The organism is Streptomyces sp. LS-MS-L19 (assembly GCF_058382285.1).
In genome coordinates this window covers 3,786,481-3,803,357 of record NZ_JBYCLL010000001.1, presented here as the reverse complement: position 1 = coordinate 3,803,357, position 16,877 = coordinate 3,786,481, and the positions used below count along the sequence as shown (strand labels likewise).

The following is a 16,877-nucleotide window of genomic DNA, read 5'->3' as shown; positions in this document are numbered from 1 at the left end:
CCCAGCAGCTGTCTCGTCGGCCGGACCGCGTCTGCGACCAGATGCTTTGGCCGATGTTCAAACGAACGTACGCAGTTGTTGTACGACCGCACAACCCGGGACGCCCCGGTCGGCTCCCAGACTCTGCACATGACTCCAGTGAGCATCCGTACCGTCCACGACGTCGCCGGCCTCGACGCCGTCAGCGCGTACTTCGGCGAGGTGTGGCGGACCCCGCGCACGGCCCCGCCCTATCCGGCCGAGGTGCTGCACAGCCTGGTCCACTCGGGTGGCGCGGTGCACGCCGCCCACGAGGGGGAGCGGCTCGCCGGGGCCGCCGTGGCGGTGTTCGGGCAGCCCGCAGCCCAGGAGGCGTACTCGCTGGTCGCGGCGGCGGAGCCGGGGCGCGGGGAGGCGGTGAAGCAGGCCCAGCGGGCGTGGGCGCTCGGTCTCGGCGCCCGCACCATGCGCTGGACCTTCGACCCGCTGATCGGCCGCAACGCCCGCTTCAACCTGGCCAAGCTGGGCGCGAGGGGCACCGAGTACCTCGTCGACTTCTACGGCCCCATGACGGACGGCGTGAACGGCGGCGACGAGAGCGACCGGCTGACGGTGACGTGGGATCTGACGGCGCCGGGGCGGTCGTACGACGGCGGTGGTCGGTCCGCTCTCTCGGACGGCAGCGGTGACCGTGAGGCCGCGCCCGCCACCCACCGCGGGCCCGACGGCGCGACCCTCGCCCGGCGCGACCTCGCCGACCTGCGGATCTGGTGCCGGGTCCCGGACGACGTGGTCAAGCTGCGGGCCGCCGACCCGGTGCTCGCGCTGCGCTGGCGGCGGGCCGTGCGCGAGGTGTTCACGGAGGCCTTCGGGCAGGGGTTCCGGGCGACCGGGATGTCCCGCGACGGCTGGTACACGCTGACCCGGGAGGGGACGGAATGAAGCTCGAACGCGTGGAGGTCGTCCATGTGGAGATCCCGCTGGTCAGCCCGTTCCGGACCTCCTTCGGCACGATGACGACCAAGGACACCTTCCTGCTGCACGTCGTCACCGACACCGCCGAGGGCTGGTCGGAGTTCGCCGCCGATCCGCGGCCGCTGTACTGCTCGGAGTTCGTGGCGGGCGCGGAACTCGTGCTGCGGGACTTCCTGGTGCCGCGGGTGGCGGCGCTGCCCGCGCTCACGGCGGCCGCGCTCGGGCCGGCCATGGCGCGGATCAAGGGCCACGAGCTGGCGAAGGCGGCCCTGGAGACGGCGGTCCTGGACGCGGAGCTGCGGTCGTACGGCATGCCGCTGGCGGTGTATCTGGGCGCGGTCCGCGACCGGGTGCCGGCGGGGGTGTCGGTGGGGATCAAGGAGTCCGTGCCGGAGCTTCTCGACGCCGTCGAGGGGTATCTCGACGAGGGGTACGTCCGGATCAAGCTGAAGATCGAGCCCGGCTGGGACCTCGAGCCGGTACGGGCCGTGCGCGAGCGCTTCGGTGCCGGGCTGCCGCTCCAGGTCGATGCCAACACGGCGTACACGCTCGCGGACGCGGAACACCTGCGGCGGCTCGACGAGTTCGGGCTGCTGCTGATCGAGGAGCCGCTGGAGGAGAACAACCTGCACGGCCACGCACGGTTGCAGGCCCGGCTGTCGACCCCCGTGTGCCTCGACGAGTCCCTGCACAACGCCCGCGACACCGCCTCCGCGATCGCGATGGACGCCTGCCGGGTGGTCAATGTGAAGCCCGCGCGCGTGGGCGGCTATCTGGAGGCCCGCCGCATCCACGACGTGGCCCGGGCGCACGGCGTGCCGGTGTGGTGCGGCGGCATGCTGGAGACCGGAGTCGGCCGCGCCCCGAACCTCGCCCTCGCCGCGCTGCCCGGCTTCACCCTCCCCGGCGACACCTCCGCCTCCGCCCGCTACTTCGCCGAGGACCTCACCGAACCGTTCGTCCTGGAGGACGGCCACCTGCCGGTCCCACGAACCCCGGGCATCGGAGTCGAACCGCTTCCCGACGCGCTACGGCGCTTCACGCGTGAGCGACGGGATCTGTACGGGGGCTGAACGGCGGGATCTGTACGGGGGCCGGCCGACCGGTGGGGCGGGTTGTGGGCGGGGTCTGACGAGCCGGCGGGTGCGGGACATCGGCAGCGGTCTGCCGGCTGGCGCCTGCCGGCTGGCGGCACGGGCGGTGCGCAAGGGCTGACAGGCTGGTGGGCGAGATGTGCGCGGGGGCCGCCCGGCCGGGGGGCGCGGGGATGGGAGCGGGAGTCGGTGGGCTGATGGCGCGGGATGCCCGTTGGGGCCGGTCGGGTCGCGGGGCGGGGTGCACGCTAGGGCGGGACGAGTCGCGGACGGGTGACCCGGGGGCCGGCCGGGTCGCGGACGGGGTGCACGCCGGGGCCGGGCCGGTTGCGGGGCGGGATGTGGGCAGGGGGCGACCGGCTCGTGGGGTGGAATGCGTGCCGGGGACGGTCGGCTTGTGGGCGGGTGGTGTGCGGGGCTGACCGGCTCGTGGCCGGAAGTGAGCGCCGCGTTAGATTGATCCCGTGCTCTCTCGCCTCACGCGCCCCCAGGCCGTCGCCGTCTGTGCCCTGCCCGTCGTGGCGCTGGTCGCCACGGCCCTCTTCGCGCCGCTGCCGTTCGCGCTGGCGCAGCCCGGCATGACGGCGAACGTCCTCGGCGACAACCAGGGCACCCCGGTGATCACGATCTCCGGCGCGCCGGTGCGGGCGACGAGCGGCCAGCTGCGGATGACGACCATCGAGGCGACCGGCCCGGACACGCACGTCTCGCTCGGGGACGTCTTCGACAGCTGGTTCCGCAAGGACCGTGCCGTCATGCCCCATGACGCCGTCTACCCGAGCGGGCAGAGCGACAAGGAGATCGAGCAGCACAACACCGAGCAGATGCGGGAGTCCCAGGACGCGGCGACCGAGGCGGCGCTGACCTACCTGAAACTGAGCGACAAGAAGGTCAAGGTCACGCTGCGGCTCGCGGACGTCGGCGGGCCGAGCGCGGGGCTGCTGTTCACCCTGGGGATCATCGACAAGCTCGACGGCGACGGGGCCGGGGGCGACCTGACCGGGGGCCGGACCGTCGCCGGGACGGGCACGATCGACGCGGACGGGACGGTCGGCGCGGTGGGCGGCGTGGCGCTGAAGACGCAGGCCGCGAAGCGGGACGGGGCGACGGTGTTCCTGGTCCCGAAGGCGGAGTGCGCCGACGCCAAGGGGGAACTGCCGAAGGGGCTGCGGCTGGTCCCGGTGACCTCGCTGAAGGGCGCGGTGAGCGCGCTGACGGCACTGGAGAGCGGCAAGGGGTCCGTCCCCGCCTGCTGAGGCGTCCTGGTGAGGTGACGTTCTAGTGCGCCAGGACCGGCCTCGGAGCGGCGAGCCGGAGTCCGACCTCCACGAGGGTCCAGCCGAGGCGGGTCCGGACGGCGTACGGCCGCCTGGCCCGGGCCGCGAGCCGGTAGGCGTCGGCCTCGGCGCGGAGGTCGGCGGCGCGGGTGTGGTGCCGGGCGAGGTGGTCCTGGGCGAAGTAGGGCTGAGTGAAGTGGTCCTGGGCGAAGTGGTGCTGGGCGAAGTGGTGCTGGGCGAAGTGGGTCTCGGGGTGCATGGCGGGGCCCTTCAGTCCGTCGCGGACGGGAACAGGTGCGTGTGGACGCGTACTTGCTCCGAGCCGGGCTCCCCGTCGGGGATCCGGCCGCGGTAGTCGTTGATCAGGGTGTGCATCTTTCCGATGAGCTCGGCGGCCAGCTCGGGGGTGAGCTGGAGCGTCATGTCGCTCATGTCGGAGCTCTGGGACCACTCGGCCGCCCAGCGGTCCCGGGTGCTGAGCCAGCCGGACAGCTCACGGGCGTGCGTGGCCGCGACCTCGTGCAGATAGATCTCGGCCATTCCGCGCACTTCCGGTCCGGCGCCCTCGAACTCGCTGGTGTCGAAGGTCAGTCCCTGGTCCACGGCCTTCCACCACCGCTCGCGCCCCTTCCCGTGCTCCGGGGCGTCCGCGATGAAGCCGTGCTCGGCGAGCTGGCGCAGGTGGTAGCTGGTCGCGCCGCTGGACTCGCCCAGTCGTTCGGCGAGCATCGACGCGGTGGCGGGGCCGCGGCGGCGCAGCGCGTTGAGGAGTTCCATCCGCAGGGGATGGGCCAGCCCGCGCAGTGCACGGGCGTCGAGTTTCCGAGTGGTGGGCTCTTCCGGCATGCGTACAAAGATAGCTATGCAAAGGGTTCTTTGCAACGGGTTCTTTGTAACTGGGGCCGACTGCTTCACGAACCCCTGCTCCACCGCGGATCGCCGTCAGGGCCGCGCCGAGTCCTCCGCCGCCTGCTCCACCAGCGGGATGATCCGTAGCGGAACGGGGTTCTCCATGACGATCGCGGTGGAGGCCCGGACGATCCCGTCGAAGCCGACGACCCGGTCGATCACCCGCTGGAGATCGGCGTTGGAGCGGGCCACCAGCCGGCACAGCATGTCGCCGCTGCCGGTGGTGGTGTGCAGCTCCAGCACCTCCGGCACGGTCGCCAGATGCGCCCGGACGTCGGCCCCCTGACCCTGCCGGATCTGGAGGGTCGCGAACGCGGTCACCGGGTAGCCGAGCGCCGCCGGATCGACCTGCGGGCCGAATCCCCGGATGACCCCGTTCGACTGAAGCCGGTCCAGCCGTGCCTGCGCGGTCCCCCGGGCCACCCCCAGTCGCCGGGACATCTCGAGGACGCCGATCCGCGGTTCCCGCGCGAGCAGCACGATGATCCGCCCGTCCAGTTCGTCGATCCCCACAAGGGCCTCCCGCTCCGATGGTCATCCTGTACAGAAGGGCCGCCGACACGGCCGTACGACTGAACATATTGTCCAGCGATGACGCGAACTATTGCGCACCTTGCAGAGCGGGGCCAGGCTTCCCGCATGACGCAGACCACACACCACACTCCCGACACCGCCCGGCAGGCCGATCCCTTCCCGGTCAAGGGAATGGACGCGGTCGTCTTCGCCGTCGGCAACGCCAAACAGGCGGCGCACTACTACTCGACCGCCTTCGGCATGCGGCTCGTGGCGTACTCCGGACCGGAGAACGGCAGCCGCGAGACCGCGAGCTACGTGCTGGAGAACGGCTCCGCCCGGTTCGTGTTCACCTCGGTCATCAAGCCCGCCACCCCCTGGGGCCACTTCCTCGCCCAGCACGTGGCCGAGCACGGCGACGGCGTCATCGACCTCGCCATCGAGGTCCCGGACGCCCGCGCCGCGTACGCCTACGCTCTCGAGCACGGCGCGAGGAGCGTCGCCGAGCCGTACGAGCTGAAGGACGAGCACGGCACGGTCGTCCTCGCCGCGATCGCGACCTACGGCGAGACCCGCCACACCCTGGTCGAGCGCACCGGCTACGACGGCCCCTACCTCCCCGGTTTCGCCGCGGCAGCCCCGATCGTCCAGCCGCCCGCCCACCGCACCTTCCAGGCGATCGACCACTGCGTCGGCAACGTCGAGCTCGGCCGGATGAACGAGTGGGTCGGCTTCTACAACAAGGTCATGGGCTTCACGAACATGAAGGAGTTCGTGGGCGACGACATCGCCACCGAGTACAGCGCGCTGATGTCGAAGGTCGTGGCCGACGGCACCCTCAAGGTGAAGTTCCCGATCAACGAGCCCGCCATCGCCAAGAAGAAGTCCCAGATCGACGAGTACCTGGAGTTCTACGGCGGCGCCGGCGTCCAGCACATCGCGCTGAACACCAACGACATCGTGCAGACCGTACGGACCATGCGCGCGGCCGGAGTCCAGTTCCTCGACACCCCCGACTCCTACTACGACACCCTCGGCGAGTGGGTCGGCGACACCCGCGTCCCCGTCGACACGCTCCGCGAGCTGAAGATCCTCGCCGACCGCGACGAGGACGGCTACCTGCTCCAGATCTTCACCAAGCCGGTCCAGGACAAGCCGACCGTGTTCTTCGAACTCATCGAACGGCACGGCTCGATGGGCTTCGGGAAGGGCAACTTCAAGGCACTGTTCGAGGCCATCGAGAGGGAGCAGGAGAAGCGGGGCAACCTCTAGGCTGGCCGTATGGCCAGGATCAACGACGTGGGCGGCACGCAGGGATTCGGCGCGATCGACACCACCGACGACACCGAGCCCTTCCACGCGGACTGGGAGGCCCGGGTCGTCGGGCTCTACAACACCCTGCGCGCGCAAGGGGTCTTCAACACCAACGAGTTCCGGGACGCGATCGAGTCGATGCCGCCGGCCGACTACCTGGCGGCCTCGTACTACGAGCGCTGGTTCACCGCGATCTGCGCGCTGCTGGAGCGCAAGGGCGTGCTCGCGCCGGGTGAGCTCGATGACTGACGCGCCCCCCGATCCCTTCCCGCCCGGCACCGACCGCTTCCCGCCCGGCACCCGGGTCCGCACCTACCGCCACGACCCGCCGCACCACACCCGCCTGCCGCGGTACGCGCGCGGCAAGCGGGGCGTGGTCGTGGAGCCCGAGGGCCCCGACGAACTGGCCGACGTCAGCGCACAGGGACGCGGGGACGCACCCGTGGAGCAGATCTACGCGGTCCGCTTCGAGGCCCGCGACCTGTGGGGCGAGGGCGACCACCACGTCGTCCTGGACCTGTGGGAGAGCTATCTGGAGGAGGACCCCGATGACGAGCGGTGACCACCACACCGACGCCACGATCGCCCGGCGGGTACGGCGTCTGGAGACCCTCCTGGAGGAGAAGGGGCTGATCACCGGCGAGCGGTTGGACGAGGCGATCGACGCGTTCCTCGCGGAGTCCTCCCCGGCCAACGGCGCCCGGGTGGTGGCCCGGGCCTGGACCGACGACGCCTACCGGGCCCGGCTGCTCGCCGACGGCACCGCCGCCGTCCGCGAACTCGGGTACATGGAGGGCTCGTTCCAGCGCCTGCGGGTGGTCGAGAACACCGCGTCCCGCCACAACGTCGTCGTCTGCACCCTCTGCTCCTGCTACCCGCTGCGCCTGCTCGGCCCGTCCCCCAGCTGGTACAAGTCGGAGGCGTACCGGTCCCGGGTGGTGCGCGAACCCCGGGAGGTCCTGCGGGAGTTCGGCCTGGAGCTGCCCGCCGGCACGGAGATCACGGTGTGGGACTCCAGTGCCGAGACCCGCTACCTGGTCCTGCCCCGCAGGCCCGAGGGCACGGAGGGGCTGGGCGAGGAGGAACTGGCGGCGCTGGTCACGCGGAACGCCCTCATCGGTACGGCCGCGGTGTGACCCCTCGCGCGTCCGCCCCCTGCGCGTCCAGCACCGGCAGGTCCACGTCCGGCACGTCCCCCAGGGCCGCCAGCGCCTGCATCGCCGCCCGCGCCCCCAGGGGCGAGAACCAGGGGTTGATCCGCAGGGCCTCCTGGAGGTGCCGGCGCGCGGGCGAGCTCTGCTCCAACTCCCGCTCGATCATGCCCAGGTGATACAGGTACGGCGCGCTGCGCACCGCGCCGCCGTGCACCCTGTCCGTCGCGATCCGGGCGTACCGCAGGGCCTCCTCGTCCTGGCCCGCCCGGTGCAGCGCCCAGCCCAGCGCGTCCGCCACCTCGATGCCCGGCTGCCGCAGCCACTCGGCCCGCAACCGCCGTACCGCCGAAGCCGGTTCACCGTGGTCCGCCTCGAACCGCCCCAGCACCAGGTCCTCGTCGGCCCCGCCGGCCGCCGCCCGCTCCACCGCCGCCCGCATCAGGTCGTACTGCCCCCGGGCTTCCTGCTCCCGTCCCAGGGACTCGTACAACTCGCCCAGCTCCACGGCGTACTGCGGCAGCGGTTGCTTCGCGAGGGCCTTCCGGTACGCGGTCACGGCCTCGGCGGGGCGGCCCAGCGCCGCCAGCGCCCGGCCCTGCCCGGCCCGCGTGGCCCGCTGGTCGGGATCGACGCGGACCGCCTCCCGGAAGTGCCGCAGCGCCTCCTCGCGGTCGCCGCGCTCGAAGGCCAGCTGCCCGCCCCGCTCCAGGTACGCGGCCCGCTCGGCCGGTGTCCGGGCCGCGGCCGCCGCGTCGGACAGGGCGGCCGCCGCGTCCTCGCGCCGCCCCCGGTCCCGGTACACGGCCGCCGCCCGGGCCCGCACCGCCGGTCCCGACCGCAGCTCCAGCAGCCGTTCCAGCGTCCTGCCGACCGCCTTGTAGTCCCCGAGGCCCGTGTACGCGTCGATCAGCGCCGGATACGTCGTCCACCGCCCCGGCTCCAGCTGCCGCGCCGCCTCGCCCCAGGCCAGGGCCGTCCGGAAGTCCCGGCGGGCGTTCGCGAGGACGGCGAGACCGGTGAGGGCCTCCGCGTTCCGGCGCACCTTCAGCGAGGTCCGCAGCGCCTTCTCGGCCCTCGGGTACAACGCCGTGTCGGCCGTCCGGCGCCCCTGTTCGGCGTACGCCGCCCCGAGCACCGCCCACGACCCGGCGTCCCGCGGATGCCGGCGCAGCAGGCTCTCCCGCTCGCCGATCAGCACCGCCAGATCGGGCAGCGCGGCCGGGACCCCGTCGGCGACCGCCGTCAGCGCCTGGGCGCCGGGGGCCGGAGCGGGAGCGTGGGACGGGCGCCCCGAGGGCGGCAGCAGCATCAGCGTCGTACCGAGCACCGCGCAGCCGGCGACCGCGGCGATCAGCAGGCGCCCCCGCAGCCGGGCCCGCCGCGCCTCCCGCGTCCCTTTGTGGCGGTTCTCCGTGGCCGGGTTCTCGATGGCGCTGTTCTCCATGGCGCTCACTGTGCGGCAGTACGACGACCGCCCCCCGGCATGCGGCAGCTGCCGCAGACGGGGTTCACACCGATGGCCCCCGGTGCGACGCTGTGATCATGAGCCGTATCGAAGCGCCGCGCGACGAGGCCACCGGCAATCTGGTGGACCGTCTGCTGAGCGGTCTGCCCGCCGAGGCCGTCCTCGTCGACCCGGACGTCACGGTCTCCTACGCCAACGACATGGCGAGCTTCTGCCCGGCCGGCACCCCTGCCGTGGTCGTCCTGCCGCGCACCGTCGAGCAGGTCCAGCACGTCATGCGCATCGCGACCGAACTGCGCGTCCCGGTCGTCCCGCAGGGTGCCCGCACGGGCCTGTCGGGGGGCGCCAACGCCTCCGACGGCTGCATCGTGCTGTCCCTGACGAAGATGGACCGGATCCTGGAGATCAACCCGGTCGACCGCATCGCCGTCGTCGAACCGGGTGTCGTCAACGCGACCCTCTCCCGCGCGGTCAACGAACTCGGCCTCTACTACCCGCCGGACCCCTCCAGCTGGGAGATGTGCACGATCGGCGGCAACATCGGCACCGCCTCCGGCGGGCTGTGCTGCGTGAAGTACGGGGTGACGGCGGAGTACGTCCTCGGCCTGGACGTCGTCCTCGCCGACGGGCGGCTCATGTCCACGGGCCGCCGTACCGCGAAGGGCGTCGCCGGATACGACATGACCCGCCTCTTCGTCGGCTCCGAGGGCTCGCTCGGGATCGTCGTACAGGCGACCCTGGCGCTGAAGCCGCAGCCGCCCGAGCAGCTGGTGCTGGCCGCGGAGTTCGCCTCCGGCGCCGCCGCCTGCGACGCGGTGTGCCGGATCATGGCGGGCGGGCACGTCCCGTCCCTCCTCGAACTGATGGACCGTACGACGGTCAAGGCCGTCAACGACCTCGCGCACATGGGACTCCCGGAGACCACGGAAGCCCTGCTGCTGGCCGCCTTCGACACCACCGACCCGGCGGCCGACCTCGCCGCCGTGGGCGCGCTGTGCGAGGCGGCGGGCGCCACCCAGGTCGTCCCGGCCGACGACTTCGCCGAGTCCGAACTCCTGCTCCAGGCCCGCAGGCTGTCCCTCACCGCCCTGGAGGCGGTCAAGGGCACCACGATGATCGACGACGTGTGCGTGCCCCGCTCCCGGCTCGGCGAGATGCTCGAAGGGACCGAGCGGATCGCCGAGAAGTACCAGCTCACCATCGGTGTCGTCGCCCACGCGGGGGACGGCAACACCCACCCCACGGTCTGCTTCGATGCCGCCGACCCCGACGAGTCCCGGCGCGCCCGCGAGTCCTTCGACGAGATCATGGCCCTCGGCCTGGAGCTCGGCGGCACGATCACCGGGGAGCACGGGGTGGGCGTACTGAAGAAGGAGTGGCTCGCCCGCGAGATCGGCCCGGTGGGCGTCGAGATGCAGCGGGCGGTGAAGGGTGTCTTCGACCCGCTGGGGATCCTGAACCCGGGCAAGCTGTTCTGAGGTCTCGCGGTCCCGCTCACTCCACGTCCTCGGACTCGTCGCTCGGCCACGGGTCGCACAGCCACAGGTCGTCGGCCGGGGTGGGGGCCAGCAGCTCGGCGAGGCCGTCGTCGATGCCGAGCTGCTCCGCCTCGGCGCCCGGCGGGACCGCCCTCAGCGTGCGCTCCAGCCAGGCCGAGACCTGCGCTGCCGGGGCCTCCAGGAGGGCGTCGCCGTCGGGCGAGCTCAGCGCCATCAGCACCAGGCCGCGCCCGGCGGCCTTCGTCGGCCACACCCGCACGTCCCCGTGCCCGCACGGGCGGAACACCCCCTCCACGAGCAGTTCGCGGGCGAAGGTCCAGTGCACGGGGTGGTCCGAGCCGACGTGGAAGGTGACGTGGACGGCGAAGGGGTCGTCGCTGCGGTAGCTCAGCCGGGCCGGGACCGGGATGCTGCGCTCGGGCGACAGGATGAGCTTGAGCTCCAGTTCGCGCTCTACCACGGTGTGGTGCATGTCGTACGTTCCTCTCTCGGCTCCGACGCGGGTCCTGCGGTGGGCCCGTACGAGGGAGAGGGGGCGGGGGCCGGGATCATTACGCGGGTTCGGCGAACTTTTTCGTTCCGGTAGCACGGCAGGTCTCAGGTCGTGCGCAAAAGGGGTGGGTCCGGTGGGACTGGCGGTGGGTTCTGCGCCGGTCTGATAGATGTGGACCCCCCTCTATTGACCCCCGAGCAGATACGGGACGACGGACATGAGCGCCCCAACCCCGGCACCCGGTGACGACAGGCCCCGTGAGGGCTACTACCCGGACCCGTCCATTCCTGGATATGTCCGTTACTGGAACGGCGCTTCGTGGGTGCCGGGCACCAGCCGTCCCGCTCCGGCGGACGGCGAACCGCTCGCACCTCCGTCGGGCTCCGGCCCGGCGCCCTCGGGCCCGGCTCCGGCCCAGGTCGAGGAGACCGGCCCGCACTTCTTCGACGAGGACCCGGCGGGCGCTCCCGGCCACGCCGACGCGGGGCACGGCAACCGCCCCGAACCCGCCTCCGCGTGGGCCGCCGACCGGAACCACCAGGCGGGCTTCGGCGGCGACCAGGACCGCCGCGTCTCCTGGGGGTCCCCGCAGGGGGCCGCACCGGCTCAGCAGGGGGCTCAGCACGGAGCTCAGCAGAGTGCCGGGCACGGCGGGGCTCAGCAGGCCGCGCCGCAGGGGGCCCAGCAGGGCGGGGCGCACGCCGGGGCGCAGGGTGCCCGGCAGGGCGTACCGCCGCAGGGTGGTCCGCAGGGGGCCGACCCGAGGGTGGCCGGGGCCGGCCGGCCCGGTGCCGGGTCCTCGCCGGCCCAGCCCGACGGTCACGCGGCGCGGACCGACGGCACCGCGACCATCCCGCCCGCCGAGCCCGACGAGGACGGCGGCACGCGGGTCTTCCGCAGGCCCACGGCGGCAGCCCCCGGCACCGACGACGGCACCATGAAGTTCCGCGCGCTCTCCCCGCGCACGGCACAGCAGGGCGAGGGTCCCGGGGCGCAGAACGGAAGCACGCCCGGACCGGCCTACTCCGGCCCCACCGCACAGGGCGGCCCCCACGGCACCCCCGCCCCCGCCCGCCCCGACGCCCCGGGCTTCGGCGCCGGCAAGGCCGCCGCCGAGCGGGCCGCGGCCGCCGGCGCGGCAGGCACGCAGGGCCCGGCCTCCGCCCCCACGGCCCTTTCCGGCCCGCAGACGGCCTCCCCGGGCGTGCCCCATCAAGGACAGCCGCAGGGGGCGGTACAGCAGGGCCCCGGGCAGCAGGCAGCCGTACAGCAGGGCCCGGGGCCGCAGGCAGCGGCACAGCAAGGAGCCGCACAGCAAGGAGCCGCGCAGCCGGGCCTCCCGCAGCCGTCGGCCGGTGCCCAGCCCCCCGCGACCCCGATGGCCGCCGCCCCCGTCGCCGCCACTCCCATGAGCGCCGGTCCGGGTGGCGGCCAGCCCTCCTGGGCCCAGCAGGTGCACCGGCTCGCCGGGCCCGACGAGGAGCAGCCCGCGCCCTGGAAGCCGCCGGTGGAGGACATCTTCCAGGCGGCCGCCCGGCGGCAGGCCGCCGCACGCCCCGCGGGCCTGGGCAGGCGTCTGGCCGCCCGTCTCCTCGACACCCTCGTCGTCGGCGCGGTGACCGCCGTGGCCGCCGTTCCCCTCGGCACCAAGGCCGCCGACCACATCAGCGACAAGGTGGACGCGGCCAAGCTCTCCGGCGAGACCGTGACGGTCTGGCTGCTGGACGGCACCACGTCGGTCTACCTCGCGATCGTGGTCGCCGTGCTCCTGGTCGCCGGCACCCTCTACGAGGCGCTGCCCACCGCCAAGTGGGGCCGCACCCTCGGCAAGAAGCTGCTGGGTCTGGAGGTGCGGGACATCGAGGCCCACGAGCCCCCGTCCTTCGGCGCGGCCCTGCGCCGCTGGCTCGTCTACAGCGTGCCGGGACTGCTCGGCATCGGTCTCGTGGGTGTCGTGTGGTGCCTGTTCGACCGGCCGTGGCGCCAGTGCTGGCACGACAAGGCGGCGCATACGTTCGTGGCGGGCTGAGCGGGTACCGCGAACGGCGTACCGGATTCGGTACTCCGGACGGCCGCTCGCCGGATGCGGAGCCGGGGGGTTCGCGGTCCACTCGGGCCATGAGCAGTGAACCGCCTCCCGGCTCCGGCCAGCAGCCGCCGGATGACGACCCGTTCAGGAAGCAGCCCCCGCCTGCCGAGGGCTCGGGATCGCCGTACAGCGCCCCGCCGCCGCCGTCGCACGGCGGAAGTCCTTACGGCAGCGGTGACCCGTACGGCGGCGGCCCCGCCGACCCGCTGGCCGGCATGCCCCCACTGGCCCCCAGCGGCCGGCGCACGCTCGCCCGGATCATCGACATGATCCTGGTGGGTGTCGTCGTCTGGCTGATCACCTGGGGCTTCGGGGTGAGCGAGTACGACGTCGACAGCGACAACATGCAGTACGGCAAGTCGCTCGCCCAGTCGGCGCTCGCGGCGGTGCTCTACATCGCCTACGACACCGTCCTGATCACCCGGTCCGGCCAGACGCTCGGCAAGAAGTGGCTCGGGATGCGGGTGGCGAACCTCGACAACGGCTCCACGCCCTCCGTGCAGAGCACGCTGACCCGCTCGGCGGTCCTGTGGATCCCGTTCGCGTTCTGCTGCGCCTGCATCTGGACGGCCATCTCGGGCGGCTGGAGCTACTTCGACAAGCCCTACAAGCAGGGCCTGCACGACAAGGCGGCGAAGACGGTGGTGGTCAGTACCGGCTGACCGCCCGTCGGCGCCGCCCGGTGACGTCAGGCGGCGGTCTTGGAGCCCGTGGCCACGGCCGGCACGGGCTCTTCCGCCGTCCGCTGGGCGGGCTTGCGCAGGGCCACCACGCGGGGCTTGGGCTGCGGAACGGTCAGGGCGACCAGGAGGCCGAGCGCGAGCGCCGAGACGGCGATGACCGCGGTCCCCACGGTCGAACTCGTCTGTGACAGCAGCAGCATGGCGAGCGTCGAGAAGATGACGGTGATCGAACCGTAGGCGAGCTGTGCGGCGGTCGGACGAGGCATGGCAATCGGTCCTCGGAATTGGGGATCCACGGGGGGTGTCGGCCTGGCATTCCGCCGACATCCGGGCGTTCCGCCAATCGACTCTAATCGCCTGTGTGCCCGAGTGGAACGAACGGTAAGCGTGACCTAACCAACAGTGCCGGAGCACAGGGGGCGCACGGAGTCATGGCGTCCACCAAGTGGACATCTGTGCGCGCCTGTTCTGTTGCGGTCATGTGTCCGCAATACGAACACCGGCTCCCGATAATGCATTTGACGGGTCCAAGTCAAGGTCTGTCTTTTCTCCCCAACCTTTAGTCAAATACCGGTCACTTGCCTGATAGGGGAGAGGTACAAGTGACGGACAGATCCTGGACGTTCAGGACGGCAGCGACAATCGTGGCGATAGCCGCGGCCTCGGCCACGTTCTCGACGTTCGCCGTGGCGCAGGCCGCGGAGAAGCCCGCGGGCACCCCCGCGGTGGACCGGCAGGACCCGCAGCCGGCCAAGGCGAGGGAGCACGACTTCGACGGCCCGTACAGCCGCACGCAGGACGCCCAGCGCGAGGAGGCGCTCCAGCAGGTCATCGCCGGCCAGGCCGCGGTCAAGGAGAAGGACGGCTCGAAGGTCGTCCAGCTCAAGGGCCGCAAGGGCGACAGCAAGTACGTCGAGCTCGGCCGCGAGAAGACCGACAAGATCTTCACGATCCTCGTCGAGTTCGGCGACCAGGTCGACCCCCGCTACGGCGGCACGCCCGGCCCGCTGCACAACAAGATCGAGGCGCCGGACCGCAAGACGAACAACAGCACCGACTGGCAGGCCGACTTCGACCGGGCCCACTACCAGGACCTGTACTTCGGCGACGGCAACGCCACGCTCAAGTCGTACTACGAGAAGCAGTCCTCGGGCCGCTACTCGGTCGACGGCGAGGTCACCGACTGGGTCAAGGTGCCCTACAACGAGGCCCGTTACGGCTCCAACGACGCCGCGACCGGCGCCTGGTACGCGGTGCAGGACGGCGTCAACGCCTGGGTCGCGCAGCGTGAGGCCGCCGGTGACACGGCCGCCGAGATATCCGCGGAACTCGCCGAGTTCGACCAGTGGGACCGCTACGACTACGACGGCGACGGCGACTTCAACGAGCCCGACGGCTACATCGACCACTTCCAGATCGTGCACGCCGGCGAGGACGAGTCCGCGGGCGGCGGCGCCCAGGGCGCGGACGCCATCTGGGCGCACCGCTGGTACGCCTTCGGCACCGACAAGGGCGTCACCGGTCCCGACACCAACAAGCGCGGCGGCACCGAGATCGGTGACACCGGCGTCTGGGTCGGCGACTACACCATCCAGCCGGAGAACGGCGGCCTGGGCGTCTTCGCCCACGAGTACGGCCACGACCTCGGCCTGCCCGACGAGTACGACACCTCCGGCGGCGGCGAGAACTCCACCGGCTTCTGGACGCTGATGTCCTCCGGCTCCTGGCTCGGCACCGGCAAGGACGCGATCGGCGACCTGCCCGGCGACATGAACGCCTGGGACAAGCTCCAACTGGGCTGGCTGGACTACGAGGTGGCCAAGGCCGGCAAGAGGTCGAGCCACAGGCTGGGCCTCGCGGAGTACAACACCAAGAACCCGCAGGCCCTCGTGGTCCGCCTGCCGAAGAAGTCGGTCACCACCGAGGTGACCACCCCGGCGCAGGGCTCCACCCAGTGGTGGAGCGACACCGGCGACGACCTCGAGAACACCCTGACCCGCACGGTCGACCTCACCGGCAAGTCCGCCGCCTCCCTCACCCTCGACGGCTGGTGGGACATCGAGCAGGACTACGACTACCTGTACGCCGAGGTCTCCACCGACGGCGGCGCCAACTACACCCCGATCGACGGCACCTTGGCCGACGGCACCGCGATCCCGCGGGACGGCAGCGGCAAGCCGGCCCTCACCGGCTCGGTCGAGGCCTACCAGAAGCTGACCTACCCGCTGAACGCCTACGCGGGCAAGAACGTCAGCCTGCGCTTCCGTTACGCCACCGACGGCGGCACGTCCCTCAAGGGCTTCGCGGCCGACGAGATCACGCTGACCGCGGACGGCACGGTCCTGTTCTCCGACAACGCGGAGAGCGCGGACACCGCCTGGACGGCGAAGGGCTTCCGCCGGGTCGGCGCGTCCTTCACCGACGAGTACGCGCAGTACTACATCGCCGAGAACCGCCAATACGTGTCGTACGACAAGGTGTTGAAGGTCGGCCCGTACAACTACGGCTTCTCGACGACCCGTCCGGACTGGGTGGAGCACTACGCCTACCAGAACGGCCTGTTGATCTGGAAGTGGGACACCTCCCAGAAGGACGACAACACCAGCGCACACGCGGGCCGGGGTCTGATCCTGCCGATCGACTCGCACCCGACCGCGCTCAAGTGGTCCGACGGCACGCTGATGCGCAACCGCATCCAGGCCTACGACTCGACCTTCAGCTGGTACCCGACGGACGGCATCACGCTCCACAAGGCCGACGTCCCGACGAAGATCAAGTCCCAGCCGGGCGTCCCGGTCTTCGACGACGGACGCTCGACGTACTACGACGAGACCAACCCGCTCGCGGGCGTCAAGATCACTGACACCGACACCCGGATCGCGATCGTCAAGGAGCCCCTGAACGGCTCGACGATCACCCTCCAGGTCGGACCTTCGGCAAAGAAGCGGTAAAGTAGCAGGTCAGAAGCGTATCGGCGGCAACCCCTGGCGGGTTGCCGCCGATCGTGTTTAGGTGCGTGCTGTGGCTTCCTTATTGACACCGACGCACACGGGGGTGTGACTGCATGGCCGCAGGAGGTTTCTGCAAGCTGCCGAACGGCACGGTGGTGGTGGCGCTGAACCTGCCCCGCCCGCCCGCCGCCGGCTGCGGCAGCATGCGGGTGCTCGTCCACGCCCAGAACCGGGCGCGCGCCCTGACCCGGCTGCGCAACCTGGGCCTGCGGGCGGTCTACCTGCGGGGCAACGCGGCGCCCCCGAGCCCCGACGAGATCACGGCCGTACTGCACCACCCGGACGGCCTCATATGGCGTACCGCCCCTGACAACGCTGTCTCGGGCGGCCCCGAGCTCGCCCAGGAGCTGTGGCACCCGATCAGGATGCTCAGGCGGTCGGCGGCACCGGCGTGACGAGATCCCCGAGGGCGCCGGCCCTCG

General features: G+C 72.0%; 18 protein-coding genes. 12 read left to right on the top strand and 6 right to left on the bottom strand.

Translation table 11 applies throughout. The features are described 5' to 3' along the window. The first annotated feature begins 129 nt into the window (after positions 1–129). The 3 genes from AC2XR2_RS16790 (at position 130) to AC2XR2_RS16780 (ending at position 3,304) form a co-directional block, all read left to right on the top strand. Positions 130–921, top strand: a complete 792-nt coding sequence (locus AC2XR2_RS16790; protein WP_491515475.1) for a chorismate synthase — start codon at positions 130–132, stop codon at positions 919–921. Beyond that, on the top strand, positions 918–2,027 hold the full coding sequence (gene menC / locus AC2XR2_RS16785; RefSeq protein ID WP_491515474.1) for an o-succinylbenzoate synthase: 1,110 nt from the start codon (positions 918–920) through the stop codon (positions 2,025–2,027). The genes AC2XR2_RS16790 and menC overlap by 4 nt, the downstream gene beginning before the upstream one ends. Before the next feature lie 485 nt (positions 2,028–2,512). Further along, complete coding sequence (locus AC2XR2_RS16780) at positions 2,513–3,304, top strand: YlbL family protein (protein WP_449349619.1); 792 nt, start codon at positions 2,513–2,515, stop codon at positions 3,302–3,304. Between the two features lie 22 nt (positions 3,305–3,326). Here the strand turns inward: AC2XR2_RS16780 and AC2XR2_RS16775 are convergent, their stop codons facing one another. From AC2XR2_RS16775 to AC2XR2_RS16765, 3 genes are all read right to left on the bottom strand, one after another. Continuing rightward, positions 3,327–3,584 (bottom strand): hypothetical protein, encoded by a 258-nt coding sequence (locus AC2XR2_RS16775; protein ID WP_491518613.1) that lies wholly within the window; start codon positions 3,582–3,584, stop codon positions 3,327–3,329. Positions 3,585–3,595: 11 nt separating this feature from the next. Continuing rightward, a complete protein-coding gene (locus AC2XR2_RS16770) occupies positions 3,596–4,171 on the bottom strand; it encodes an ArsR/SmtB family transcription factor (protein WP_381304498.1) in 576 nt (191 codons plus the stop codon). A 96-nt stretch (positions 4,172–4,267) separates the two neighbouring features. Further along, a complete protein-coding gene (locus AC2XR2_RS16765) occupies positions 4,268–4,747 on the bottom strand; it encodes an Lrp/AsnC family transcriptional regulator (protein ID WP_381304495.1) in 480 nt (159 codons plus the stop codon). 126 nt (positions 4,748–4,873) lie between these two features. Here AC2XR2_RS16765 and hppD point away from each other — a divergent pair, with 126 nt between their 5' ends. Genes hppD through nthA form a run of 4 tightly spaced genes read left to right on the top strand, consistent with a single transcriptional unit; the run spans position 4,874 to position 7,197 of the window. Further along, positions 4,874–6,019, top strand: a complete 1,146-nt coding sequence (gene hppD, locus AC2XR2_RS16760; RefSeq protein WP_330266610.1) for a 4-hydroxyphenylpyruvate dioxygenase — start codon at positions 4,874–4,876, stop codon at positions 6,017–6,019. 9 nt (positions 6,020–6,028) lie between these two features. After that, on the top strand, positions 6,029–6,310 hold the full coding sequence (locus AC2XR2_RS16755) for a hypothetical protein (RefSeq protein ID WP_491515473.1): 282 nt from the start codon (positions 6,029–6,031) through the stop codon (positions 6,308–6,310). After that, positions 6,303–6,623 carry an SH3-like domain-containing protein gene (locus tag AC2XR2_RS16750; protein WP_449349622.1) on the top strand — a complete coding sequence of 107 codons (321 nt, stop codon included), beginning with the start codon at positions 6,303–6,305 and terminating at the stop codon, positions 6,621–6,623. Before AC2XR2_RS16755 ends, AC2XR2_RS16750 begins: the two co-directional genes overlap by 8 nt. Next, positions 6,610–7,197 carry a nitrile hydratase subunit alpha gene (gene nthA, locus AC2XR2_RS16745; protein ID WP_381304489.1) on the top strand — a complete coding sequence of 196 codons (588 nt, stop codon included), beginning with the start codon at positions 6,610–6,612 and terminating at the stop codon, positions 7,195–7,197. The genes AC2XR2_RS16750 and nthA overlap by 14 nt, the downstream gene beginning before the upstream one ends. Here the strand turns inward: nthA and AC2XR2_RS16740 are convergent. Continuing rightward, a complete protein-coding gene (locus AC2XR2_RS16740; protein ID WP_491515472.1) occupies positions 7,175–8,659 on the bottom strand; it encodes a tetratricopeptide repeat protein in 1,485 nt (494 codons plus the stop codon). The genes nthA and AC2XR2_RS16740 overlap by 23 nt on opposite strands. Before the next feature lie 92 nt (positions 8,660–8,751). Between AC2XR2_RS16740 and AC2XR2_RS16735 the strand changes: the two genes are divergently transcribed. After that, the gene (locus tag AC2XR2_RS16735; RefSeq protein ID WP_491515471.1) at positions 8,752–10,158 is read left to right on the top strand and encodes an FAD-binding oxidoreductase; all 1,407 of its coding nucleotides are present in this window, start codon (positions 8,752–8,754) and stop codon (positions 10,156–10,158) included. Positions 10,159–10,174: 16 nt separating this feature from the next. On the opposite strand, the gene AC2XR2_RS16730 is transcribed toward AC2XR2_RS16735, so the two are convergent. Beyond that, positions 10,175–10,651: an SsgA family sporulation/cell division regulator gene (locus tag AC2XR2_RS16730; RefSeq protein ID WP_491515470.1), complete on the bottom strand. Its 477-nt coding sequence runs from the start codon at positions 10,649–10,651 to the stop codon at positions 10,175–10,177. 238 nt (positions 10,652–10,889) lie between these two features. Between AC2XR2_RS16730 and AC2XR2_RS16725 the strand changes: the two genes are divergently transcribed. After that, positions 10,890–12,701, top strand: a complete 1,812-nt coding sequence (locus AC2XR2_RS16725) for an RDD family protein (RefSeq protein ID WP_491515469.1) — start codon at positions 10,890–10,892, stop codon at positions 12,699–12,701. Positions 12,702–12,790: 89 nt separating this feature from the next. Next, complete coding sequence (locus AC2XR2_RS16720) at positions 12,791–13,423, top strand: RDD family protein (protein WP_381304477.1); 633 nt, start codon at positions 12,791–12,793, stop codon at positions 13,421–13,423. 26 nt (positions 13,424–13,449) lie between these two features. Here the strand turns inward: AC2XR2_RS16720 and AC2XR2_RS16715 are convergent, their stop codons facing one another. Further along, positions 13,450–13,710: a hypothetical protein gene (locus AC2XR2_RS16715; protein ID WP_330266619.1), complete on the bottom strand. Its 261-nt coding sequence runs from the start codon at positions 13,708–13,710 to the stop codon at positions 13,450–13,452. Positions 13,711–14,046: 336 nt separating this feature from the next. Between AC2XR2_RS16715 and AC2XR2_RS16710 the strand changes: the two genes are divergently transcribed. Next, complete coding sequence (locus AC2XR2_RS16710; protein WP_381304473.1) at positions 14,047–16,395, top strand: immune inhibitor A domain-containing protein; 2,349 nt, start codon at positions 14,047–14,049, stop codon at positions 16,393–16,395. 113 nt (positions 16,396–16,508) lie between these two features. Further along, positions 16,509–16,850, top strand: coding sequence for a hypothetical protein (locus tag AC2XR2_RS16705; RefSeq protein ID WP_123761028.1), 342 nt, complete (start codon positions 16,509–16,511; stop codon positions 16,848–16,850). The last annotated feature ends 27 nt before the right edge of the window (positions 16,851–16,877 follow it).